The 24,649-nt window shown below is 46.4% G+C and carries 20 protein-coding genes; 15 read left to right on the top strand and 5 right to left on the bottom strand.

Going from position 1 to position 24,649, the window contains the following annotated elements:
• Positions 1-26 precede the first annotated feature (26 nt).
• Entirely contained in the window at positions 27-950 is a 924-nt protein-coding gene (locus OZ401_RS16650) for a GNAT family N-acetyltransferase (RefSeq protein WP_341471571.1), read from the bottom strand.
• Between the two features lie 108 nt (positions 951-1,058).
• Between OZ401_RS16650 and OZ401_RS16645 the strand changes: the two genes are divergently transcribed.
• The 7 genes from OZ401_RS16645 to OZ401_RS16615 all read left to right on the top strand — a co-directional run bounded on the left by OZ401_RS16645 (position 1,059) and on the right by OZ401_RS16615 (position 8,640).
• Positions 1,059-2,894, top strand: a complete 1,836-nt coding sequence (locus tag OZ401_RS16645) for a pseudouridine synthase (RefSeq protein ID WP_341471570.1) — start codon at positions 1,059-1,061, stop codon at positions 2,892-2,894.
• Between the two features lie 27 nt (positions 2,895-2,921).
• Positions 2,922-3,605 carry a (d)CMP kinase gene (cmk, locus tag OZ401_RS16640; RefSeq protein ID WP_341471569.1) on the top strand — a complete coding sequence of 228 codons (684 nt, stop codon included), beginning with the start codon at positions 2,922-2,924 and terminating at the stop codon, positions 3,603-3,605.
• Positions 3,606-3,632: 27 nt separating this feature from the next.
• The gene (locus OZ401_RS16635) at positions 3,633-4,418 is read left to right on the top strand and encodes a lysophospholipid acyltransferase family protein (RefSeq protein ID WP_341471568.1); all 786 of its coding nucleotides are present in this window, start codon (positions 3,633-3,635) and stop codon (positions 4,416-4,418) included.
• Position 4,419: 1 nt separating this feature from the next.
• Positions 4,420-4,926, top strand: coding sequence for a molybdopterin adenylyltransferase (gene mog / locus OZ401_RS16630; protein ID WP_341471567.1), 507 nt, complete (start codon positions 4,420-4,422; stop codon positions 4,924-4,926).
• A gap of 21 nt (positions 4,927-4,947) precedes the next feature.
• Positions 4,948-6,618 carry a M1 family metallopeptidase gene (locus tag OZ401_RS16625; RefSeq protein ID WP_341471566.1) on the top strand — a complete coding sequence of 557 codons (1,671 nt, stop codon included), beginning with the start codon at positions 4,948-4,950 and terminating at the stop codon, positions 6,616-6,618.
• 98 nt (positions 6,619-6,716) lie between these two features.
• Positions 6,717-7,937, top strand: a complete 1,221-nt coding sequence (locus tag OZ401_RS16620) for an MFS transporter (protein WP_341471565.1) — start codon at positions 6,717-6,719, stop codon at positions 7,935-7,937.
• Between the two features lies 1 nt (position 7,938).
• Positions 7,939-8,640, top strand: a complete 702-nt coding sequence (locus tag OZ401_RS16615) for a GntR family transcriptional regulator (RefSeq protein ID WP_341471564.1) — start codon at positions 7,939-7,941, stop codon at positions 8,638-8,640.
• Between the two features lie 100 nt (positions 8,641-8,740).
• Here OZ401_RS16615 and OZ401_RS16610 read toward each other — a convergent pair whose 3' ends face one another.
• The 3 genes from OZ401_RS16610 to OZ401_RS16600 all read right to left on the bottom strand — a co-directional run bounded on the left by OZ401_RS16610 (position 8,741) and on the right by OZ401_RS16600 (position 11,477).
• Positions 8,741-9,364 carry a PsbP-related protein gene (locus tag OZ401_RS16610; protein ID WP_341471563.1) on the bottom strand — a complete coding sequence of 208 codons (624 nt, stop codon included), beginning with the start codon at positions 9,362-9,364 and terminating at the stop codon, positions 8,741-8,743.
• 371 nt (positions 9,365-9,735) lie between these two features.
• On the bottom strand, positions 9,736-10,701 hold the full coding sequence (locus OZ401_RS16605) for a substrate-binding domain-containing protein (RefSeq protein WP_341471562.1): 966 nt from the start codon (positions 10,699-10,701) through the stop codon (positions 9,736-9,738).
• Entirely contained in the window at positions 10,701-11,477 is a 777-nt protein-coding gene (locus OZ401_RS16600) for a response regulator transcription factor (RefSeq protein WP_341471561.1), read from the bottom strand. Before OZ401_RS16600 ends, OZ401_RS16605 begins: the two co-directional genes overlap by 1 nt.
• 316 nt (positions 11,478-11,793) lie before the next feature.
• On the opposite strand from OZ401_RS16600, the gene OZ401_RS16595 reads away from it, so the two are divergent.
• The 5 genes from OZ401_RS16595 (at position 11,794) to OZ401_RS16575 (ending at position 19,584) form a co-directional block, all read left to right on the top strand.
• The gene (locus tag OZ401_RS16595) at positions 11,794-12,798 is read left to right on the top strand and encodes a hypothetical protein (RefSeq protein WP_341471560.1); all 1,005 of its coding nucleotides are present in this window, start codon (positions 11,794-11,796) and stop codon (positions 12,796-12,798) included.
• A gap of 22 nt (positions 12,799-12,820) precedes the next feature.
• Positions 12,821-14,299 carry a DUF2079 domain-containing protein gene (locus OZ401_RS16590; RefSeq protein ID WP_341471559.1) on the top strand — a complete coding sequence of 493 codons (1,479 nt, stop codon included), beginning with the start codon at positions 12,821-12,823 and terminating at the stop codon, positions 14,297-14,299.
• Between the two features lie 150 nt (positions 14,300-14,449).
• Positions 14,450-16,543, top strand: a complete 2,094-nt coding sequence (locus OZ401_RS16585) for a carbamoyltransferase C-terminal domain-containing protein (protein WP_341471558.1) — start codon at positions 14,450-14,452, stop codon at positions 16,541-16,543.
• 202 nt (positions 16,544-16,745) lie between these two features.
• Positions 16,746-18,701, top strand: coding sequence for a GmrSD restriction endonuclease domain-containing protein (locus OZ401_RS16580; protein ID WP_341471557.1), 1,956 nt, complete (start codon positions 16,746-16,748; stop codon positions 18,699-18,701).
• A 127-nt stretch (positions 18,702-18,828) separates the two neighbouring features.
• Positions 18,829-19,584: an alpha/beta fold hydrolase gene (locus OZ401_RS16575; RefSeq protein WP_341471556.1), complete on the top strand. Its 756-nt coding sequence runs from the start codon at positions 18,829-18,831 to the stop codon at positions 19,582-19,584.
• 62 nt (positions 19,585-19,646) lie between these two features.
• Here OZ401_RS16575 and OZ401_RS16570 read toward each other — a convergent pair whose 3' ends face one another.
• Complete coding sequence (locus OZ401_RS16570) at positions 19,647-21,347, bottom strand: M3 family oligoendopeptidase (protein ID WP_341471555.1); 1,701 nt, start codon at positions 21,345-21,347, stop codon at positions 19,647-19,649.
• Between the two features lie 316 nt (positions 21,348-21,663).
• Between OZ401_RS16570 and OZ401_RS16565 the strand changes: the two genes are divergently transcribed.
• The 3 genes from OZ401_RS16565 to OZ401_RS16555 all read left to right on the top strand — a co-directional run bounded on the left by OZ401_RS16565 (position 21,664) and on the right by OZ401_RS16555 (position 24,624).
• Positions 21,664-22,617 carry an aldo/keto reductase gene (locus OZ401_RS16565; RefSeq protein WP_341471554.1) on the top strand — a complete coding sequence of 318 codons (954 nt, stop codon included), beginning with the start codon at positions 21,664-21,666 and terminating at the stop codon, positions 22,615-22,617.
• A 57-nt stretch (positions 22,618-22,674) separates the two neighbouring features.
• Positions 22,675-23,910, top strand: coding sequence for a glycosyltransferase family 39 protein (locus OZ401_RS16560; protein ID WP_341471553.1), 1,236 nt, complete (start codon positions 22,675-22,677; stop codon positions 23,908-23,910).
• Between the two features lie 63 nt (positions 23,911-23,973).
• Positions 23,974-24,624, top strand: coding sequence for a hypothetical protein (locus tag OZ401_RS16555; RefSeq protein ID WP_341471552.1), 651 nt, complete (start codon positions 23,974-23,976; stop codon positions 24,622-24,624).
• Positions 24,625-24,649 lie beyond the last annotated feature (25 nt).

Below are 24,649 nucleotides of genomic sequence, written 5' to 3'. Positions count from 1 at the left end.
ACCCTTGCTCTCCTATCAGGGTGTTTTCAGGAACCGATGTCTATATAATAAATTGCAAAGCCCCCGGCTATAGTGAAGCCGAATTTTTTATAGAGGTTTATCGAAATCTGATTGTCTTCGCCTGTCCATAATTCGGCACCGGTAGCGCCCCGCGCCCGCCCATGTCGCAAACCCATGTTGAGTAGCAACTTACCCAGACCTTTTCCGCGCCATTGTGCCGAGACTCCCAGTGGCTCAATCTGCACAATATCACCATGCATTGTTGTCCAAATAAAGCCGGCAGGTGAACCATCCTCGTTTTCAAGTAAAATTACATCATCATCCTGAAAATCAGGTCCTTGCGCTGCTGTTACATCTTCCAATGAATAGGGCTGGAAACGAGGCTGATCTTGGAAGGCTAGGCGATGATACTCAATGAAGGCAGCTTCGTCACTATCCCGCTTGAAAGTCTTAAGCCGGAAACCCGGAGGAACTTCAACTGCCGGAATTCGGTCTAAGTTATCCAGTTCCATGTGTATATCACAATGCTGAAGGCTAAAACCTGATTTTATCAGAAAAGATTTGATTGCTGTGTCGTTGAGTTCGATTCGCGCAACTACCCGGCGCGCCTCGCCGGTTTTTGCTTGTAATTCGCGGAGGGTTTCTTTGAGCAAGGCTGTTGCGAAACCCTTGCGTTGATATTCCGGCAAGATTCCACCGGTAAGGCTATTATAATTGGGTAAACCGGGTACGGGCGGCGTAACGGCGTAGCCCACCGCTTTGCCTTGCACTTCTATAATAAACGCTACCCCGCCTCTTTTTTGAATCTCTTCGAGGTAATTCTTCCAGTCACTTTCGGTTAGCGCCATTGTCTTACGCAGCACAGAATCAAGAAATGCTACCAGTGAAGCTTCGCTGGCGCTGGTATGGCGCACTTTAAAACCATCGTGTGCTTTACCCGTTTTGGTCACCTCAAACCTCAAAAAAGGGTGCTTTTCAGTGCAGCATAGTTCGATTATATCACACCTATCTGTTATAATTTAATGGTAATTAAAATATTTGGCAAAGGCTGGAGATTGATGGTAATAATATCTGAGGATGATGGCGAAAGATTACATAAGGTACTGGCAAGAGCAGGTATAGCCAGCCGCAGAACATGTGAGGAGATGATAACTGCCGGTAGGGTAATGGTAAACGGTAAGATTGTTAAAAAACTTGGCACAAAAATTGACCCTGCCACCGATAAAGTTACAGTTGATGGGTTAGCGGTTTCGATAAAGCCGGATAATGCCCCGCAAAAAATATATATAGCTTTGAATAAGCCCGTTGGTTATCTCAGCACCGTTACTGACCCGCAAGGTCGCCCCACCATTATGGATTTGGTTAAGTCAGATCAGCGTCTTTTCCCGATTGGTAGACTCGATGCGGATACCGAAGGGCTTTTGTTGCTGACCAACGATGGCACTTTTGCAAACGCTTTGATGCACCCACGCCATAACGTGGAAAAAGAGTATATGGCTTTGCTGGAAGGTTTCCCGCGTATGACCGAACTGGCAATTCTTAGACGCGGGGTGGACATCCCAATAGAAGATCACGAAACAGGCGAACATATTATGTATAAAACCCACCCGGCGCAGGTGGATTTTATTCGCCGTGAAGGCTCTAATACGCTGGTTAAATTTGTTCTGACCGAAGGCAAAAAGCGCCAAATCAGGCTGATGGCGGAAACGATCGGGCATCCAGTGTTGCAACTTACAAGGGTGAGTTTTGGAAGCTTAAAACTTGGAGATTTGGTAGTCGGCAAATCTCGCCGTCTTACTGCCGGTGAGGTGAAAGGTTTGCTCGAACTGGCTGCCGGCGAGAAAAAGCTGAGAGTTGAACGAGTGGATGAACCCGCAACCGGATTTGGGCAAACTCCCCGTTATGGCAATCGCACCTCTTCGCAGCCTATCTCGCAAGAACGCTTTCCAGCTCGCGCTCCAACTCGCAGCCCCGAACGTGGCAGTGGACAAGCACCATGGCGCAAGCCCGAAGGAGATAGCGAGAGAAGAACGGATAAAGTGCCGGAACGTGGTGTAAGTCGCCCATTCGAACGCAGAAGCGAGCAAGCACCGTGGCGTAAGCCTGAAGGCGATAGCGAGAGAAGAACGGATAGAGCGCCGGAACGAGGTGCGGGTCGTCCGTTTGAGCGAAGAAGTGAGCAAGCCCCATGGCGTAAGCCTGAAGGCGATAGCGAGAGAAGAACGGATAGAGCGTCGGAACGTGGTGTAAGTCGCCCCTTTGAACGCAGGAGTGAGCAAACACCGTGGCGCAAGCCTGAAGGCGATAACTCGTCGGAACGAGGCGCGGGTCGTCCATTCGAACAAAGACGTGAGCAAACCCCATGGCGCAAACCCGAAGGTGATAGCGAGAGAAGAACCGACAGAGCGCCAGAGCGTGGTGCATCTCGTCCGTTTGAACAAAGACGTGAGCAAACCCCATGGCGTAAGCCCGAAGGTGATAGCGGGAGAAGAACCGACAGAGCGCCGGAACGAGGCGCGGGTCGTCCACCTGAACGCAGAAGCGAGCAAACGCCATGGCGCAAGCCCGAAGGCGATAACTCGGCGGAACGTGGCGTAGGTCGCCCACCTGAACGAAGGAGTGGTCACGCCTTTTGGCGTAAACCCGAAGGTGATAATGAGCGAAGAAGAAATGGTACACCGGAACGAAGTCCACGTCAGGACACAGGTCACAGTCCTGAACGAGGGAGTGGGCGACCACCTAAATATGGTACAGGTCAACCCTCTTATCAAGGTACTGAGCGTGGTACGGGGCGACCTCCTGAACGGAGAGGTGGACAAGCGCCGCGGCGACCCATTGCTCCTCCGGGTGCGGCGCGCAACGGGACTGGGCGCAGACCCGATCGTAAAAGCTAATATACTTAAATAGGAGAACTTTTCTTCGTGACTCGACGCTTACAAATTGCGATTGATGGTACTGCCGGGGTAGGAAAAACGACTATTGGGCAGATGCTGGCAAAAGTGCTGGCTTGCCCATACCTTGATACGGGCGCGATGTATCGGGCAGTATCATTATTAGTGTTGAGAACCGGAACGCTACCTTCAAATGTACCGGAGATGGAACGTCTGGCACAAAACCTCAACTTTGAAGCACGGGATGCTACTTCGCAGGAAGCCGCTGACGGGCGGCAATATACCGTGTTGGTGGATGGAGAAGATGTTAGTCAGGCGATTCGTGACCCACAGGTGGAAAATATCGTTTCGCAGGTGGCAGCGATTCCAGAGGTTAGGGTTGCGTTGGTGCAGAAGCAGCGTGAAATGGCAGAACGCGCCGGAACTATCATTATGATTGGGCGTGATATTGCCAGCGTAGTGTTGCCAGATGCCGAACTTAAAATCTTTCTGGATGCTTCTCCCGAAGTAAGAGCGTTACGCCGCAATCGGCAAACTGGAAACGGGGAAGAGCAAGCGCGCCGCAATCTAGAGCAGCGCGACAAACTGGATAGTCAGCGGGTGGCTTCTCCGTTGGTGGTAGCGCCCGGTGCAATTGTAATTGACACCGATAACCTGAATCCTGAGCAGGTTTTGGAGCGGGTTAAGGCTGAAATAGCGAAAATACTCGACTGAAAATCAGGGTAGGGTATGCTGAAAAAGGTGTGGCAGAGAATTAAATATCCGGCGCAGAAGATTTCACACCAGTTGCTTTATTATTTTAACTGGTTATTAAAGTTTCTGGTGGTATTTGTCGTAAGCGATTGTACCGTTATCGGGCGTGAAAACATGCCGCGTCAGAAAACCGGCGTGTTGGTTACAATTAATCATATGAGCATGTGGGATTTACCTTTTGCTCAAAACATTATGCCCCGCCCCTATTTCACTATGACCAAAATCGAATTTCTGAACTTGCCGTTTATCGGCGGTTTGGTGAGGTTGATGGGCGCTTATCCGGTTAGGCGCGGCAAGCCTGATCGTCAGGCTCTGCAATTCAGTACCGAGCTATTGAAAAAAGGTGAACTGGTTCTGCTATATCCGGAGGGACACCGCAGCGATGATTACCAGCTTATCGAGGGACATAGCGGCGCAGCGTTGATAGCTATCAGTAGCGAAGCGTTGGTAGTTCCGGTGGCTGTTACCGGTACTGAATTTATTGTTCGCAAGAGGCGTGGTATTTTTTCTCGCCCCAAAGTGGTAGTAAGAATCGGTAAACCCTATCACCTTTCGCGGATAACTCCAGATGGTCGTAAAGCCAGCCTTGAAGAACTTACCGATCAGATGATGTCCAAAATCGCCGAGTTAATGCCTCCTGAATATCAAGGCTACTATACCCCCGCTAAAGTGGTAGAACGGCAAGCGCAATACCAGCGCGAAGCTTTAGAAGAACGTGCCCGTCGCGCTAATTCCAGAAACATTAAAAGCCCGGTGGAAAAATACGAGGGTTAGCATGGAGTTCAGGGTTGGCATACTTACACTGAGCGATAAAGGTTCAAAGGGTGAGCGGGTAGATACCAGCGCACCGGGTTTGCGCGATTTATTGACCGAGAAATTGGGCGATTCCTTTCGGGTAGAAGCTTACGAAATTATCCCTGATGATCGGCTGACAATCGAAGCCAAACTGAAAAGCTGGTCGGACGAATTGCGCCTCAACCTGATACTGACTACCGGCGGCACGGGTGTTGCGCCTCGTGATGTAACGCCGGATGCCACTCTAAATGTAATTGAGAAACAAGTACCGGGTATGGCAGAAGCAATGCGCTATGCCAGCCTACAAAAAACCCCTATGGCAGTTATTTCGCGGGCGGTTGCGGGCATTCGCGGGCAAACCCTTATCATAAATCTACCCGGAAGCCCTAAAGGAGCGCGCGAATCGCTGGAAGCAATTCTAGCGGCTCTACCACACGCGCTGGAGAAAATCTTGGGCGACCCGGCAGATTGCGCTCCAAATCCGTAAAAAGCCATGAGATTTCGAATTGTGTCAGTTGTCATACTTCTTATGGGGTTGTTGCTGACTGCCTGTGGAGATAGTGTGCAACCGTCTATCACCACGAATCCTGCTACTACCACGCTCAATCCGGTTATTTCTAGACCGATTACTACTACTGCAAACGTTAACCCGACCACGCTAAGTTCTACTACGCCCATTGTGTCATCGGGTAAATTGCCTTGGCAACCTGCTATTCCTAATCAGACGATTACGCGCCCGAATCTGTCGCAGCAAGAAAAAGCAATGTTACCCGCTTATAGTGGCGATATTAGGCTGCCGCAGAACCAGACCGCCCCGATTTATAACCTTGCGCTACAACTTGACATAAATGGGGAAGTAGCAAGCGGCTCGGCCAGCGAACAATTATTTTTCACCAACGATACCGGAACAACGCTGGATAGCCTTTACCTGTGGCTGTGGGCAAACGCGCCAAATGACCCTACTTATCGCAAGCCGCTTGAGGTTTCAAATGTAAGAGTGAACGGTCTATCGGCTGTAACTTCTCCGGCAAACGGAGGCGCACAACTGAAGGTAAACCTCAATAGCTTAAGTCCCGGCGCTACAGTGGTGATAGAGCTAGATTTTACCCTTGATTTTCCGCCACCAGGCAAATACGAATATTTCAAATATGATGCCGCTAATCAGCTACTTTCCCTGACCTTCTGGTATCCACAAGTGGCGGTTTACGATACTCGGTATGGTGGTTGGGATAGCCACTCTTATAATGTGCAGGGTGATATTACTAATTCAAGGGTTTCCTTTTTTAACTTGTGGCTGACCGCGCCTGTTGAAAATGTGGTGGTAGCTAACGGTAAAATACTCGATGCCAAAGATAATGGGGATGGCAGTCGCACTAGTTGGATTGTTACCGGACCGGTGCGCGATTTGGTGGCTACGCTTAGCCCACGCTACCAATCGGCTACCCTTAAAGCGGGCGAAACCTTAGTTACCGGGTACTATCTAGAGCGCGATAACGTTTGGGGCGAACGTGCTGCTGGCTTCGCCGCAAATGCGTTGCTAACTTATAACGACCTATTCGTGGTATATCCCTATGCTGAGTTCAAGATGGCAGAAGCGCCGCTTGCAAGTCTTGGCGGTTTTGAATTTCCCACCATGATTCTGATTACTCCACGCTATTATAATGATTCGGCTGCCCTGAGTCTGGAATATGCCGTAGTCCATGAAACCGCGCATCAATGGTGGTATGGTTTGGTGGGTAGCGATCAGGTGCAGGACGCATGGCAGGATGAAAGCCTGACTCAGTATGTACCAATATTTTATTTCGAGCGTTTCAAAAGTAAGGCTGAAGGGCAGCGTATTGTGAGTTTATATATGCTCAACGGCTTTCGCAATCTGATAGATTCAGGGCAGGATGATATTGTGGCGCAACCCGTTTATGCATGGAAGGATTTTAACCTGTATCTCCAATTGGTTTATAACAAGGGTGGGCTATTCTATCAAGCTTTTCGTAAGGCTTATGGGGATGAAGTATTTCTCCGCTTTACTCGTACCTATCTTGAACGCAACCGCTACCGTTTTGCTGCTCCCGCCGACCTCCTCGATGCTTTAAAGTTTGCTGCCGGAACCAGACAGGAAGAAGCTATAATCGAGCTTTACCGCCACTGGATGCAAGCAAAAGAAGGCGCACAGGATCGCTAGAATCTGTTTTTTAAATTTCTCTTGACAATATTAGATATTATATATAATATCTAAAAATCCCTTCGCTTGCAGGGTTATAATTTTCAGGAGTATAGGTAGTGGAATACAAAACCAGTAAAATAGGCTTGAGCGCATTGGCGCTTGGGCACTTGACCGTTGACATGCAAACCAGTTCGTTGGCGGTGATGATCCCTTTTCTTTACGCTACTTTCAAGCTGGATTACGGGGCTGCTGCTCTGATTATTACTCTTAATAGCCTCACCTCTTCTTTTATTCAGCCGCTATTCGGAATATTGAGCGATAAAAAACCACTGGCATGGCTACTGCCACTTGGTTGCGTAATGGCAGCGGTAGGCATGGTACTGGTTTTGTTCATGCCGGATTACTGGTTGGTATTGCTGGCGGTGATATTTAGCGGGCTTGGTTCAGCGGCTTACCATCCGGAAGGCTCGCGCAACGCCAATTATGTGAGCGGACCTAACAAAGCAACCGGGGTTTCCTTCTTCTTTGTAGGCGGCAATCTCGGTTTTACGCTCGGTCCGATATATCTCACTTTTATGGTGGCAATATTCGGTACTCCCGGCGCGTTGGCTTTGCTCATACCGGGCGCAATCGGCTTTCTGGCTCTTTTGCGTTTGCAACCGCTGCTTTCCCGTTACCGGGCGGCGGCTGTTGCGCGTCAAATAGGCAAGAAAAAAACCAGAGTGATAGTATCGAATGGGCAGAGCGTGCGGGTTACAATGGCAATTTTGATGGGTGTTATCAGCCTCCGCTCGGTTATTCAAACCGGGATGGTAGCCTTCATCCCACTCTATTTTGTCACCCAAGCGGGTGGCAAGGAATACGGCGCATTTCTGCTTTCCGCTTTTCTTTTTGCGGGTGCAGCGGGTACGCTATTAGGCGGACGCTTAGCCGATACCCTCGGCACTCGTACAATTATGATCGGCTCGATGTTAATTACCTTTGCCACTTTACTGGTATTTCTTAATTCAAGCGGCTTTATTCAGGTAATTTCGTTGGCGATTGCAGGCGCTGCGCTTATTTCGGCTTCCTCGCTCACGGTGGTGATGGCACAAGCGACTATGCCGGATAATATCGGGTTGGCATCCGGCTTGACTCTGGGTTTAGGTTTTGGTGCAGGCGGGTTAGGTGCCGCAGCGTTAGGCAAATATGCCGACTTTGCCGGGTTGGGGCAAACCTTGTTTGTGATTGCGCTTTTGCCGTTAGGGGTAATGTTTCTTAGTTGGCTATTGCACCCGGAGGAAAAAGAACCACAGGTTGTAACGCCGGATCAGGTTTCCGCATCGGTACGAGGTTAAAATGAGCGAAACGGTGCGCTATTTCCTCAAACGGGATTATATAGTGGAACAGTTGCGGGCGGCGATAGCCAGTGGCGAATTACAGCCCGGTCAAAAGTTGCGGCAGGAAGAACTGGCGGCACGTTTCCAGATAAGCAGCACGCCAGTGCGCGAAGCCTTGCGTTTGTTAGAGGCGGAAGGCTTGGTTACTTCGGTGCCGCATCAAGGTGTGTTTGTAACACGCCTGACTGCTCAGGAAGCGGTTGAATATTACCGCTTGCGTGCCTTGCTTGAAGCCTATGCCGCCAAAGAAGCGGTGGTACGTTTGAAAGGCGATGATTCGCGGCGAACCCGTTTGCTAGAACAGCTTGAAGAAATTCAGCAAGGTTTGAACCACGCTATAGATAATAAGAATATAGAGGAAGCAGCGAACCTGAACCGCACTTTGCATTTGCTCTTGTATGAGGAAGCGGCAATGCCTTTACTTAAGCAATTGATTACCGACCTATGGAAGCGCATGCCCTTCCATAACATCTGGTTGGGAGCGTGGCGTACTGCCGAAATTGAAGCTGAACATCGCGAATTATTGGAAGCGATAAGGTCTGGCGACCCTGTAGCGGCTGAACGTATTACACGACTTCATATCGAGCTTTCGCTGGAGGTATTTCTTGCCAGTACCGGAGAAAATCTAACAATTGCTGCCTCAGAAAAACCAATCGAATAGCAAAGGCAACATATCCCCTCTAACAAAAATCTCCTATACTCAAACCAAAAACACAAGGGGCATTGCACCCCTTGCTAGAGAATACTTTCTTGTTATTTATCTAAAAAGCTTTGAAGCTGCTTACTATCTTACTGAAGGTATCCGGTGAAGCGAACCCTGCAATAATGTAGCCACGATTGCCTTTAGTTAAATAAACGCTGGTGTAGATTTTCGACATCTCGTGTCCTGCGGTTGCCTCTGCCATATTAACATCCAAGCGCAATGCAGTCACACCATCCACCGTCTCTTCGGTGAAGTTTCCGGTTGTTCCGTAGGGCGCATGGGCAGTTACGAAATCACGCACGTTAGCACCGCTTTCCACTGCGTAACTTAGCACATCAATCTTGCTAAAGTTTTGCATTGGGTCAACGCCGGTATTCTGGCGATAGCGGTTTGGGTCAATCAACCCGCCTTCTTGTACATCAACCGGTAACATTGAGGTAATGGTGGTGACCCCGGCTTTCTCATTTCCTGCATTTACTTGCCAATTAGCCGGGTAACTGATAGAAAAATGGTTAAGGTCGTTGCGAAATTCGACATAATTACCCGATGTATCAGCACTTGTTCGGCTGGTATTGAAGAAAAACAGTATAAGAACAGCCAATGCCAATAATGCAAGTGCTAAAAGAGACAGAAGATAGAAACCGGAGTAAGTTTTATGTGTTCTAACTTGTTGTACTATCATTTTTACACCCTCACCCTTTACAATGTTTAATTGGGGTAGGTAGCCGAGAATTGCCAAAAATGGTTAATGCCGCATGTATTTAACCAGAAATATCAACGCGCTGCTGTGATGAATTTCACTTTTATACTGAACTAACTATTAATTATTATTTTACTGGGATTTGTGATTTAAGCTATACTACTTTGGTAGTATGTTGGTAGTGACGATGGTCTGACTTATATTGCCCTGTCCGTATTGTTAATATTTCCTTGAAAACTGCGACATACTCTATTAATGCGTAAAAAAGGTAAAAGTTGCCGGGAAACATACATATTAAGGTGAAATAGTATAAAAGTACCAGCAGGTACTAGAAACAGGGTCAATGGTTTAAGTTAACGTGGAATGTAGACTGGGAACCAGTAGGGGCGATATGGATGGGTTTGACCATTATCATTAGTATAGTCTGTAATAATGTTTTGGGTGGAGTCTGATTGCAGAAAGTCCACAAACTTTCTAGAAAGATTAATGTTCTGACCGGGGATACTGATATAATTGCGAATCGTTGCTTCATAGCCTAAATATAACGCATAATCTTTATCAAAAATGATTTTTGATTTACCTTCTTGTCGATTATTTAAGTACACATTAAGCGGTATAATTGCATAACCGTGTGCGTTCTCGGCTATACGCAATAACTCGGTCATGCCTACATCTTCTACCTTGTAGCCCTTACCACGGGATGGGATATCGTATTTACCCATCAACTTCCAGAGGTTTTCTACTTGACTTATCAATCCCGGTTCTCGTCCTGCTACAAAGTAGAGTGCATTAAGGTCGGCTATGCGCTGAAGTCCTTTCGCCACATTAGGTTGCAAGGCAATTCCGGCAGGGTCGTTGGCAGGCGCTATCATAACCAGTTGACTCCATAGCACCTGTTTTCGTTCGGCAAAGGGCATTTCAAATGGTAGGGCGGTAGGCGTTGGGGTTGGTTGCGGGGCTGCGGTTGGGGTCGGGTCGGGGATACCAGAAAAGGGCTTGACTGGTGGCGCTTCTCCTGCGAACTTGAGTAGCTCATCCCCACCACTAACCAACAAAACATCCACGCCGCCTGCTTTAGCATAGCGTATTGCTTCGCTGGTATCGACTGGAAGCAGCTTAACTTTTACGTTGTTTTCTTTTTCAAAGGTAGGGATAAGTTTTGTGATTAAGCCATCCTGTTCCAGACTCTGATCAACTGCTACCACAAACCAGCGGGTTTCGCTTTCCTTTCGATCCAGCGAACAGCCAGCTAATAGAAATATTGGCAGAAATAGAAAAAGTACCAGAGTGAGCTTTTGCAACGTGCGCCGGGAGAACACTAATGTACCTGTTTCTCCTCGCTCAGGCGTAACAGAGCTGATTGTGCTTTCCCAAGAGCATCTTTAATGATTTTGAGGTATATTTCCTTGCTGGTTTTTGATTCGAAGCTTATTTCGGTATCCTGTTCCACCAACCCGGTTAACTTATCAACCGCCATCATAGCTACTTTCAAAGGTTGGGTAAGTTCTCCGGTGAAAGCGGCAATTATCCCTTGAATTGCTTCAAGTTGGCTTTTCTCCCGCTCATACAAAAGTAATTCATCCTGAACTTCGGCAACCTTATCCAAAGCTTCGAGCATTTTGTCCTGTGCGGCTTTAATCCGCAACATGCTAACAATGGTGACTTTCAACTCTTCTTTGGAGATAGGTTTGTTCAGATAAGCGTCCACCCCGCTATTCAGGCTGGCAAGCCTAATGCTTTCGATGTTTCCGGCGGCAGTTAGCATTACTATGGGGATATAAAGCAAATCATGGCGGTCGCGTATTCGTCTTGCTAGTTCTTGACCATCCATTCCCGGCATCATATAGTCAATACACAAAACATCAGGCGAAAACTCGTCCAGCAAATGCAAGCCTTCCTCACCGTTGCTGGCAACTGCTACTTTGTAGCCTTCCTTACGCAGCACATAAGCAAGGCTTTCCTGCGTAGCGGAATCATCATCTACCAGCAAAATACGTGGAGGCTCAGATGCGCGAATTTTAGCCAGATCGTACCTGATTTTTTTGGACTTATTGGTATAAGTTTCTGGCTTGTTTTGCTCTTCGGGAAGGCTCATTCCCTGAATCTCTCTTGAAATGATTACCAATTTGAAATATATCGTAATAATGAGACTGCAATATTTATTTATGTATGATACCATTTTTTTAGCGTTTTGAACACTAAAAATAGTCAATATTGGCTACATTATCTGAATATTCTGTCACCTTCAAAAGTTGCAATGCTCAAATTAATAGATTATTATAACTCTATATGAAAGGTCTATAATTAGGTTGCATAATATATTAATGTAATAATTCAATTCTAAGTTTGTTCTGCGTAAATTCATTAGCTTATCGGGTTTACCCCCGAAAGTTACCAGGAGGCATTCTTCGATGGCATTTAATCAACAGGATCGTAACCAGCCTGATCTGACAAATGAGGCATTATGGAAACGCCTGGAGGCGCTAGAAACCGAACTCAAGAATTATAAAGATGAGGCTTCATTCTTGCGCGGTCAACTCTCGGCATCTGAAAATAGCCGTTTTGAAGCTAGTGCGGCTCCTACATCGCGCCGTCGTATGCTTAAGAAGTTAGCCGGCGGAGTTGCCGGAATCGGTGCTTTATCACTGGTGGCAAGCAATTTTGCTAATAATGCACACGCCGAAACCCCTTCTGATAATGCAATTGAAGCTACCCCCGGTACTAAAGGTTATGCCGGAAAATTCATGAAGGGCGGTTTCGCGAATGTTTATCTTGAGCCTGCGGCTGTTGCGACTGGCTCCACCACTGCTCCAGCTGATGATACTGTAACTCCAGTCTATCACCAGCAAGGTGAATTATACGTAGATTCTAACGGTGCACTTTGGTATTGCTATGCCACCGGTCAGTCTGGGACTCCCTCAAAATGGCGCAAATTGCTGGACAATAAGGGTTTGGGCAACCTGACCTTCCTCGATAGCCCGGTGCGTGTTTTCGATACTGAGTCAGGTGTAAATACTGCTGCTGGTGTCAGAATGGTCGGTTTCCAAGCGGTTGGCGCGCCCAACGGTGTACCATCCGGTATTGAGACAAATGCTACCTATACCAAAAATATTCCAATCTGGGGAATGGGCGCTATCCCTGCCACTGGCGTTGCCGGTGTTTTTGGTATCATGACCGTCTATTCCAGCGATACATACAATTATGCTACTCTCTGGAAGAGAAATTCCTCTTTTCCGATGGCGGATTCTACCCGCGGTGTTGCGTTTGTTACTGCTAATCCCAGTACACTTAGTACCGTTACCTTCTATTGCAAAGTTTCGACTGCATCTGATGCTAATCCCGGCTATATTTGCTTAGCTACTCAGCGCAATTGCAACGTTGTAATGGATGTTATTGGCTATTACGAAGGTAACTAAAAGTAAAGCCGGTAACTTTTTAATGGCATTTGCCGAAAGAAGAAAAGCTTTTTCAGATCTACCCGCAGCCTTTGTTGCGGGTAGATTTTATTTTTTGCTCCTGCTTTTGATGTCGGCTTATGTAGCCGTCATTATGTGGTTGTTAGCTTTTCGCTTGAACCACTATCTGGATGGCTTTGACCTTGCGTTTTACCAACAGGCTACTTGGAACACGCTCAACGGGCGGTTTCTGGAGGTGTCCGGCACCGATTTCAGCCGATCGTTGCTAGGCACCGATGTGATGTTGGTTTATGCTTTACTTGCGCCCTTTTATGCCCTATGGCAGTCCCCCCTAATGCTTTTGTTGGTAGAAACGGTGGTGGTGGCGTTGGGTGCGCTGCCCGTATTCTGGTTAGCACGCGAACGGCTACAAAGCCAATGGGCTGGCTTGGGCATAGCGTTGCTATATCTACTGCTACTTTCAGTGCAGAACGGCAATCTCTACGAGTTACGTGAGCGCCCTTTTGCCATGAGCTTTCTGCTGTTCGCCTTTTACTATTACGAAAAAAATGGCTTCTCGCAATTTATCACTTTCTCGGTACTAGCATTAATGTGTCGCCCTGAAAACGGGCTGGTGCTGATAATGTTAGCCTTGTATGGTTGGCTCAAACATAGGCAGCAAGGAAAAGGCTGGCGGTATATAGCGAGTCCGGCATTGCTTGGGGCAATCTGGTTTGGGGTAGCGGTTTATCTGATTATCCCTGCCAACGCCGCAGCGGGGACAATTGCGCTGGGCGAAAACTATCCGGGTGGTTCGCCACAAGCCACCTTGTTTAACGCGATAACTGACCCGGTAAAAGGCTTATCCGCTTTGATTCCTACTGACAAGGTTCTGACCGATAAGTTATTGTATATCCCTTGCTTGCTCTTGCCGTTCCTGTTTCTGCCGTTGGGTAGCCCAACCGTATTGTTGATGGCGCTGCCCTCATTAGCTTTGAATCTGCTTTCAACCCGCTCTACCCAATGGAATGCCTTCGACTATCATTATCAGGGTTCGATAGTGCCATGGCTTGTAACTGCTACAATCTTTACTCTTGAGAAAATAAAATACAATCTTCGTCTTACGCGCTTTCTAAAAGAAAAAACCGTGCCGTTACTGCTTGCAGTTGCGCTGGTAGTTACGTTAGCGGTAAATATAGCCGGTCCAAATAAGTTCAAGCAACTGATAAAAGAACAGCCTCAATGGGCAGATGGCAAAGCTTTGTTAGCGCAAATACCAAACGATGCGCCGCTGGCTATCACCAATACTTGGGCACCACTAGTTCCCCCCCGTCAGGGTCTATGGCTCTTCAAGCGAATGACCCTCTATTCGATGCACCCGGAAAAAGACGCGCAATATATATTTGCTTGGAAACGTGGCGATGGCGGTAAAGAAATGGATTTAGTCAAAGAAGTGCTTGCCGACCCTGCTTGGAAGATTCAGGCAGAACAGGGTGAATTTATGTTGCTTAAACGAAATTAGCCTCAGCTTACTCAGAGAGTACCCCGCAATTGCCAAGTATCCCCCTAGTCCTTATAATGATTTTGCGATAGGGTGATTCAAGAAGCACAAATATGCTTATATTTCCATAAGAGAGAACTGCTTCAACCAAAGTTAGGAGAACTTAAAACCGTGTTCTTGGGTATAAACTATAGCGGTACTCACGATAGCTCAGTTTCGCTTATAGATAAAAGTGGTAATCTTATATTCGCCGCCAGTGAAGAGCGGTTTAGTCGTTTAAAGAAAGATGGGCGTTTTCCTCGTCTTGCCCTCAACCGGGTTGATCTGAATACTATTGATGAAATTTCTATTCCTTATTTGGAAGAGCTACCGCGTGCGGATTTACGCAATTTTGATGAGGTTTACAAAGACGAATTGCTTGCCCGACCTACCCCGCAATATGATATTGCTGCTTTCCCTGATAACTGGAAAGAAATTTATAGAAAATTTGACAAGCCCTTGCACTATTTCGACCATCATCTTTCACATGCGGCGGCTGGCTATTATATGGCTGGTATTGAAGAGGCAATGATTGTTACCAGCGATTATGGGGCGGCAAACTGTGCTTGGAATATGGGTATTTACAAAGCTACTCCTACCGAAATCATACCTCTACACATGGCTTCGGTATCGCATTTCAATGCGCTATGCGGGATTTATGCCGATGTAACCGCTTTGCTTGGCTTCAGACCGGCTCTTCACGAAGGTAAAATAACCGGGTTAGCTGCCTATGGCAAAGATAACCCTGCTTGTGAAGAAGCTGTATGGAACGTATTCGGTGAACTTACCACCTATAGAATCCCTTTAACCTTCTGGGTTAATTATCTGGTACCCGAAAACGCGCCTTCTTTTGAGGTTGATCGGGGGCTTGCCCAATATTACCGCAATAAATTGAAAGATTATACCGATATTGATATTGCTCGTTCAGTTCAGCGACTGGTTGAAAAAAAGACCCTTTCAATCATTTCCAAGGCTATGAAGAGCTACAATGCCAAAGCCATAATTCTGGCTGGCGGGTTTTTTGCCAATGTCAAGGTTAATCTGGAAATCAAAAGACAATTAGGTTTTGAGAAGATTTTTGTTTGCCCTCCCATGGGTGATGAAGGCGTATCGCTAGGTGCAGCTGCCTTGCGCTGGTCTGAGGCTACCGGCTGTTCGCTCTATCGGGAAAAACTTCGCAAGCTCTATGTGGGTGGTTCGATTATAGCCGATCAGCCTGAAGAACTTGGCAAATTGGGCGTGAATTTTTCGGTTATTGAAGATGAGGCTGAGCTTGTGGCTCAATTATTGAGCGAAGGCAAAATCGTTGTTCGCACCACCGGCGATATGGAATTCGGTCCTCGCGCGTTGGGTAATAGGAGCATTCTTTATCAGGCGACTGATCCAAGCGTGAATGATTGGCTCAACAAGAAATTGCGTCGGACTGAATTCATGCCTTTTGCGCCTATCCTGAAAGCTGAAAACGCACCTGAGTTATTCGATGAGGTGGAATTAAGCGGCTCAACGCATGCGGCTGAATTTATGACCATCTGTTTACAGTGTAAACCGGAAGTGAAAGAAAGCAGCCCGGCGGTTGTTCACGTGGATGGAACCGCCCGCCCACAACTTGTTGATAAGGCTGTTAATCCAGAATTGTATGCTATCATTGATAAGTATGAAGCTAAAACCGGACTCCCTATGCTGATCAATACCAGTTTTAATGTGCATGATGAGCCGATTGTTGCCAGCGCCCAAGATGCTTTGGTAGGTTTTTTCCAGAGCGGGTTAGATTATCTTGTACTCGGTAAAAGCTTGGTAAGTCGGGAAGATAATCTCCATATGATAGAGATTGCCCGCGCATTTGAGAACACCGGGCTAAAAATAGAGAAAAATCTTAAAAACGAGGTTTCCCGAAGCTTTGGTCTTCGGATGCAAGAGATAGAACATGGCTTGCAATGGGCATTGAACCAGATTGAAGCTTTGAAAGACTCTTTGGCAATTGTAACGAGTCGTTTGGAAGCTAAACCTGTCCAGACCAATGGGGTTCATCCCAATCTTGAAGAGTTAAGCAATTATGCCTCCCATTGTGAGGCTCAAATTTCGGTTAAAAATGAGCATATAAAACACTTAGAGGAAGTTATTGCTGCGCAGCAGAAAGAGCTTTTAAGCAGAAAAGGCATTACAGACACTGCTACTTTTGTGTTGCACCGCGCCTATAAGGCAATAAAACGCCCTAAAGATAAATAATATATGCTGATTTCCTGTATCTTCTACCTTTTAAGCGGGAAATCTTTAGCGAACGCAAATTTATATAAGTAGGGCTTTCGTTTCTACGCTCAAGATTTGATTCGCATAATCAGTCATTTGAACGTAGAATATTTACTGAGCAAAAGTTCTACAATTATAAAATGCCAAATTTCTAATTTATTGAATGGTGGGAACTCAATTTATGAAGATCGCAACTATTCTCGACCAAATTGATATTGGCGCAATGGCTTTACCAGAATTTCAGCGTGGTTATGTGTGGAATCGTGCTCAGGTAAAGGGGCTTGTACAATCCCTTTACCGTCGGTATCCGGTGGGCGGTTTGCTGGTGTGGGTAACTAAAACAGAGGGAGCAAATGTCAAAGGAGATAATAAACTTGCGCCGGGTTCGGTAGAACTTCTACTAGACGGTCAACAACGTATAACTTCACTTTATGGGCTTATACGAGGCAATCCACCTAAATTCTTTGAGGGCAATAAAGAAGCTTTCACAAATTTGTATTTCAATTTGGAAGAAGAAGAGTTTGAGTTTTACGCCTCCTTAAAGATGAAAGGAAATCCATTATGGATAAATGTAACAGAACTTTTGCAGAAAGGGTCTGGCGAATTTATCTCAAAGCTGGCAACGGACCCTCAATTTATCCCCAACCTTAGCAAATATATCAACCGTCTCACAGCTATAGATAACATTAAAAATATTGATCTGCATGTGGAACAGGTCACAGGCGAAGATAAAACAGTAGATGTGGTTGTAGATATTTTTAATCGCGTAAATAGTGGAGGAACAAAACTTTCAAAGGGTGACTTGGCACTCGCTAAAATTTGTGCCGAGTGGCCGGATGCCCGCGATGAATTGAAGAAACGATTGAACAAATGGGCAGTGGCAGGTTTCTACTTTCGTATGGATTGGCTATTGCGGTGTGTTAACACTGTGACTACCGGAGAAGCCCTCTTTTCCGCACTTGATACCAAAGTTGATAATATTTCACAGGTGAAAGATGGTTTGAAAAATGCAGAGAATGCCATAGATAATCTTTTGAATCTGATTTCTGCAAGGCTCGGTCTCGACCATGATGATGTACTGAGCAGCCGTTACTCTTTTCCAGTGCTAGCAAGGTTTTTATTCCTAAAAGGCGGGGTTTTAGCCGATTACAAGGAACGTGACAAATTACTTTATTGGTATATACACACGCTATTGTGGGGGCGTTATGCTGGATCAACTGAGTCGGTATTAAATCAGGATCTCGCTTTGCTAAATCCGCTAGAGGGTGCATTAGATAGATTAATTGAGCAGCTGCGTAAAGAACGAAGGGATTTACGCCTAAATTCAAGAGATTTTATTACTTGGAGTACCAGTTCACGCTTTTACCCACTTTTATACATGATGACAAGGGTATGGCATGCCAAAGATTGGGGTTCAGGGCTTGAAATGTCTAGCCATTTATTGGGTAATCTCAATCGTTTGCAGGTACATCACATTTTCCCTAAAGCTTTGTTATATAAAAATGGTTACAGCCGAGCAGAAGTAAATACTCTAGCAAATTACACCTTTTTAACTCAGGTTAGCAATCTAAAAATTTCAGATCGTGACCCGGCAGATTATTTACCTGAAATCGTTAATAGACATCCCGGTGTTCTGGAGTCTTGTTGGATACCAATGGACAAGGAATTATGGCAGGTAAATAGATATCGTGACTTTGTTTCGGCACGTCGAGAATTGCTAGCTAAAGCGGCTAACGAGTTTTTGGACACTCTGTTTAATGGATACGTACCAGAGATGCCAGTAACTATCTCTATATTGGACAGGGTTATGCCAGTAGTACCGGGCAGTGTTGCGGATGATGAAGAAGCTAAAGTTTTAAGAGAGTGTAACGAATGGGTGTTAAGCAAGCAACTTTCAGAAGGAGAAATTCGATATGAATTAGTTGATCCACAAACTAACCAACAACTAGCTAATTTAGATATTGCTTGGCCACGTGGACTTCAAGAGGGGCTTAGTGAACCGGTAACACTACTTATTGACGAACCTAATGAAGTAGAGGAAATAGCCAACCGATTCGGTTATAAGTTTTTTACCAGTGTTGAGTCTTTCAAGGAATATGTGGAACAGAAGATTTTAGCAGTTGAAACGATTAGATAGCTTAAAAAATGTCTTTCTATTTAGGACTTTCGTTTCTGAAACTAAAATTCATCAAATTTGAGGCGAAAATGAACTTGCAAGATTTGCACGAGCGAAAGTCCTTACAAATTTGCTTTAAGGAGTAGTGATGAGCGAACATAAAGCCCAGGAAACCGGTTTGCGAATTGTTTTTGTGCATGGTGCGGGTGAAACCGCCGCCGCATGGGATGCTCAGACCAGTTATTTTGCCCACGCCGAAGCGGTTACCCTACCGGGACACCATCCCTACGAATTTGTAGAAGCTGAGGGACGTTCAACGGTAGATGATTATGCGCGTTGGTTGCACGATTATATTCGCGCCGAACATAACGTGGACAAGGAAACCCGCAAAGTTCTGTTGGTAGGACATTCAATGGGTAGTTCGATTGTGCTTAAATACGCTTTGATGTTTGGCAAAGAATTTCTGGCAGGTATTGTGCTGGTGGGTGGCGGCGCAAAAATGCGCGTTAGCCCCAAAATCCTTGAGGGTTTGCAAACTGACTACAAAGCTACAATTGACCTGCTAATTGATTATGCCTACACTTCTGCGGCTACTCCTGAAATGAAACTCAAGAGCCATAATATGAAATTGACGATGCCTCCTGAGATTGCTTACGGGGATTTTATGGCTTGTAGTAATTTTGATATAACCGTTGAGTTAGAAAAATTACCGAGAATTCCAACTCTGGTAATCGGTGGTGCTGCCGACCTACTAATGCCACCCAAATTATCGCATTATCTAGCGGAAAATATACCGGGAGCGCAACTGAAAATAATGGATGCTACCGGGCACAATATGCATGTGGAAAAGCCCCACGAGTTCAACAAAATTTTGGATGAATTCATTTCAACGCTTAAACACTGAAATAGCAAAGCAGAATCGCCAGAAAAAGGCAGGGCAGGAGGAAAAACTCCCACCCTGTTTCTTTATTTGCTCAGTTCGGTAATGGTGCGCTCGATCAAATCCACCGCATTTTGGAGTGCGGGTATATCGAAAGCGAAATGCGCCCCGGCAGTGGCGTATAGTTCGGGTAATGAGACTGTTCCACCTAAGCGGTGCGCGTTCCGATACGCCTGCACTGCTTCATTCGCATTTTTCAGGGAGTTAGCCCATACCTGCACCGCGCCTAGTTGTGCCATTCCATATTCCACATAATAGAAGGGATGCTGGAAGATGTGTAATTTACGATGCCAACCGGTAACTTTTTCTTCTTCTAGACCACTCCAGTCCTCACCCGGCATAAAGCGATCCCACAATTCGCCCCACTTGTGGTCACAGTTGGCAGGGTTAGCGGCTTCATCGGGGTTTGCGTACGCCCAAAGTTGGAAGGCATCCACTACCGCCATATAGGGCCAGAACAGCAAAATCTTTTCGAGATGTGCTACCCGCGCCCGTGTCGCTTCTTCTTGGGTATAGAATCCAGCTTCATGCAGATAGGGCGCACCAAGTAACTCCATTGCCATCGAAGCGACTTCGTTGAACTCGCTGCCTACTCCACGCTGCTGGTGGTAGGGTAACTTGGCGGTTTCGAAAGCGTGAAAAGCGTGCCCCGCTTCATGCAGCATCGTGGTTACATCACGTTGTGTGCCTACAGCGTTCATGAAAATAAAGGGGCGCCGTTTTCCCTGTACAAATAGCCCGATGCAATAACCACCCGGCGCTTTAGCCTTGCGGTTTTCTAGGTCGAGTAATTGCTCACGGCGCATGGTGGCGAAATATTCGCCCAAATCGCCATCCACTTTCTTGAACACTACTTCGGCGCGTTTCTGTAATTGCTCTCCATTCTCAAACGGTTTAAGCGGTGGCAAATCGCGGGTTTCAACTTCAAGATCCCACGGGCGCAATGCCTCTACTTCCAGTTGTTTCTTGCGCCGTTCATAAACGCGGGTGGCAGCAGGCACTACCGTTTCCAGAATAGCTTTGTGGAAAGTATGGCAATCTTCCGGTGTGTAATCAAATCGGTTAAGCTGTTTCCACTTATACTCAGTGTAACTGCCAAGCCCGGCATTGGCGGCAATCTGTTGGCGCAGTCCCAACATTCTCACCCAAAGTTGGTTAAAAGCCTCGCGATCCTGCAATTGGCGTTGCAAATCGGCTTTCCAGGCTTTCTCACGGCTTTCACGGTCACGTTCCATTTGCACCAGACGCAAACGGGATAGCGTTAGTTCTTCCCCGTTCCACTTAACTGCTTGTGCCCCGCTGATTTTGGCATATTCGTTCGAAAGTTTCGCTTCTTCTGCCATCAATGCCAGATTTTCTTCTCGGAAAATTTCGTTGGCAACCCTCATTTTCTTAAGGGGAATTTCCATTCCTCTGGGAATTAGACCGGATTCCAACAGCTTACGAATCAAACGATTTTCGGCGGAACGCAAAGGCGGTAAGTTATTTTGCAACCAATCGTTAAGTTCACTTTCAAGCCCGGTGTCTGCTGTATTACAACTGACATCTACCTTGAGACGCGCAAAGTAACCCATTACCACATCGCTCAGGCTTGTCCAATCAGCCAGCCATTTTTCCCGGTTTCCAGCGTTTAGCTCGCGCTTTTCGAGTTCTTCATAAAAGGGGGCTATATCGTCCCATTTCCAGTTTTTTATTTCCTCACTGGTGGAAGGGAGAGAGGCTAGCATTTATCTATTCCTTTCTGATATTCATCAGGAACTGTTCTTAATATAATTGTGCAAACATAATACACCATTTCACGTGTTTTACTAAACTTGTTCGCGGAAAAAGGCTATCTAGTGATTTCTCATAGCGTGCGCGGGATTCGGGTTCTGGCAAAGACCAACTGGCTTTATATTGGCAACTGTTCCGGCATTTGGAGTATTTTGGTATAAATGCACAAAATTAAGACTAATGGACGTGTGCGCGTTATCTTCAATTGTGATAAAATCGAATAAGAGAGGCGAGATTGACTATAAGGGTTACTAAATCAGGGATGCGACAATGAAATATAAGACGCTTGGTCGTACAGGGTTAGTTGTTTCTGAGATTGGATTCGGTACTTGGGCTATTGGAGGGAACGACCACGGTAATAGTTATGGTCCCACCGATGACGAGACTTCTACAAAAGCGATTGCGAAAGCGCTTGAGCTTGGCTGTAACTTTTTTGATACGGCTGATGTATACGGCTATGGGCATAGTGAAACTGTACTCGGTCAGGGCTTAAAAGCGGCTGGCAAGCTTAATGATGTTATTATTGCAACTACGGTAGGCGGCAATTTCTATAGCGGTAAAATCGTTGTTGATTTCAGTCGTGCTTACATCCGTAAAGCAATACAAGAAAGCCTTAAGCGGCTGCAACGTGATTACATTGATCTTTACCAGCTACACAACCCTAGCCGTCCGGTAATTGAAGACGGTCAGGTATTCGAGGTGCTGGACGAACTTAAGAAGGAAGGGTTGATTCGCCATTACGGTGTTTCAAATCACAGTGTTCAAGAAGGAATTGCTTGTATCAAGTCAGGCAAGCCTGCTACGCTGCAACTGGTTTATAACCTTACTTCTATGATTCAGAGCGAGAACCCCGCAGATCAGTTATTCCCACTGGCTAAGGAAAATAATATTGGCATCATCGCTCGCGAACCACTGGCTAGCGGTTTCCTAACCGGTAAGCAGCAACGTGATACCCATTATGAAAAGGGCGATATTAGGGCAAGTTGGCCCGGAAACTATCGCACTTATAAAATCAACCTAGCTCAAAAGCTCATGTTCCTTCAAAATAAGGAACGCACAATGACTCAAGCTGCCTTGCGTTTTGTGCTGGATGAGCCTGCCATTTCGACTATGATTGTGGGGGTTAAAACTCCGCAACAGGCAATTGAGAATTTTGCCGCTTCCGAGTTAATGGCGCTTTCGGAAGCAGAGCACAAAAAGGTTGAAGCGTTACTACTGGGTTAGTGGCATACTACCTGCTGCCCACAGGTATTATTACTAACCGGCGTGGGGACAGCGAATTTGGAAGTACGACAAAAGCTGGCGAATGCCTCGGTGTCAAATAATGCCGTAATGGAACAGCCACAGGGTTTGATTGCCCGCTGGTGGCATAGATTAATGGCTGACCCCGTATTCGCCTATTGCTGGCATATCTATTTGACTCATCGGTTGCTGCTCTTCGCTTTGGGGGCAGCGCTGGTGATTCTAGCTCCGGTTGAACCTCCTATGGGTGCGAGTCTTCTACGCGACCTAGACCCCAATTTCTGGGGTCCCGGTTTCTTTTTCTTGCAACCGTGGCAACGATGGGATACCAACTGGTATATCCATATCGCTCGCTTTGGCTACGATATAGGGAATGGCACTACTAATTTCCCACCCCTCTATCCCCTTCTTATTGCGATTCTAGGCAAATTGTTGGTAGGACAACACATGCTCGCCGCCTTGTTGGTTTCCAACATCGCTTATCTGGCGGCGATGTTCTACTTGTATCGCCTTTCTGCCCTAATATTTGATGATGAAATTGCCCGTGGAACGCTGGTGTGGCTGGCAGTATTTCCCGGCGCTTTCTTCCTGTTGGGCGGTTATACCGAATCGCTGTATCTGGCGCTGGCTTGCGCTGCTTTCTATTACGGTGAGAAAGACCGTTGGGTGCTGGCGGCGGTTCTGGCAGGATTAGCTGGCATCACTCGCATTCAAGGCTTTATTCTGATTCTCCCGTTGGGCTATCTCTATTTGCAACAGCGCGATTGGAAATGGCGAAAACTGGATCGTAACGTGCTGGCGCTGGCGTTAGCCCCTTCCTTGCTGGCGTTATACTTCTTCTATGTCTATTTTATGCTGGGCGACCACAATTTTGGCAACCACCTTTCAATAATCTGGAGCGTGCGCTTTGCGCCCCCGTGGGAGTCATTCTTTGGTGGTCTTATTGCCATGTTTAACCCTTCCAATGTCAGTAACCTAATTTATAATGTGCTGGATTTGGTTACACTGGTAATATTTATTTGCTTCTCCATTGTGTGGTGGCAGCGCAAATTGCCACGCCAATATCTTATCTATATTGGCACAAGCCTGCTGGTTTATCTCACTCGCGCCGGGACAGGTGAATTTATTTGGATGAGCATGACCCGTTATCTGGTAGTGCTTTTCCCTTGCTTCATGTTGATGGCAAAATCTGCTCCTCATCGTTTCATAAAATTTAGCGCCGCGCTACAAGCTATCTGGGCAACTCTGTTCATTTTCTGGATGTGGGCAGGATAACTGTAGTGGTATAATATATTTCATCAGTGTACGCTGAAACTTTAACACTAAGGAGTATCCCCTATGGCTATTAGGGTACGTCGGTTAACTTTTGCGCTGGCGTTATTAGGGCTAACCGTATTTTTGCTTTCCTTTGCAGGTGAAAAAACCGCTCAAGCTGCGCCGGGTTACTTGATAAAAGATGAAATAGCCGGACCATACCATTTATCTATCTGGGCTTCGCCAAATCCGATTTCAGTGGGCAATATCAAGCTCACCATTCGACTTGCCCAAAAAGGCGGCGTTGATCAGGAGTACCCGGTTCGGAATGCTAATTTTACGGTACAATTTAAGCAAATATCCGGTCCCGGCACCGAAAATAACCCTAAAAAGTTGCTCATCAGCAATGTGTTGGTGGCAACCGAGAGTGACCCCGGCAATTATGAAGTAGCTGATTCGCTTGCTGCTGAAGGCAAATTTCTGGTAAGTATGAATATAGATGCTTCTCCCGGCAAGCAAAAATATGAATTTGAGATTAATGCTTTGCCTCAACCCGAAGATCGTATTTTTAGCATTTTCTTGCTGTTTATGGTGGCATTGTTCGTTTTCGCTCTGGTTATTACTTATATACGGCAGGGCGGGAAGGAAGCCAAGCAGGAAGCAATCGCAACACCTGCTACTCCAACCTCAGTCGGAAGTGACGAAAAGAAGAATGAGCCGATTAATCGGAAATAGTGTCAATTATTAAACCGCTTTGCCG

The sequence above is a fragment of the Candidatus Chlorohelix allophototropha genome (assembly GCF_030389965.1).
GTDB classification, from domain to species: domain Bacteria; phylum Chloroflexota; class Chloroflexia; order Chloroheliales; family Chloroheliaceae; genus Chlorohelix; species Chlorohelix allophototropha.
The sequence above is the reverse complement of the archived record's forward strand: the minus strand, read 5'-3'. Positions and strand labels throughout refer to the sequence as shown.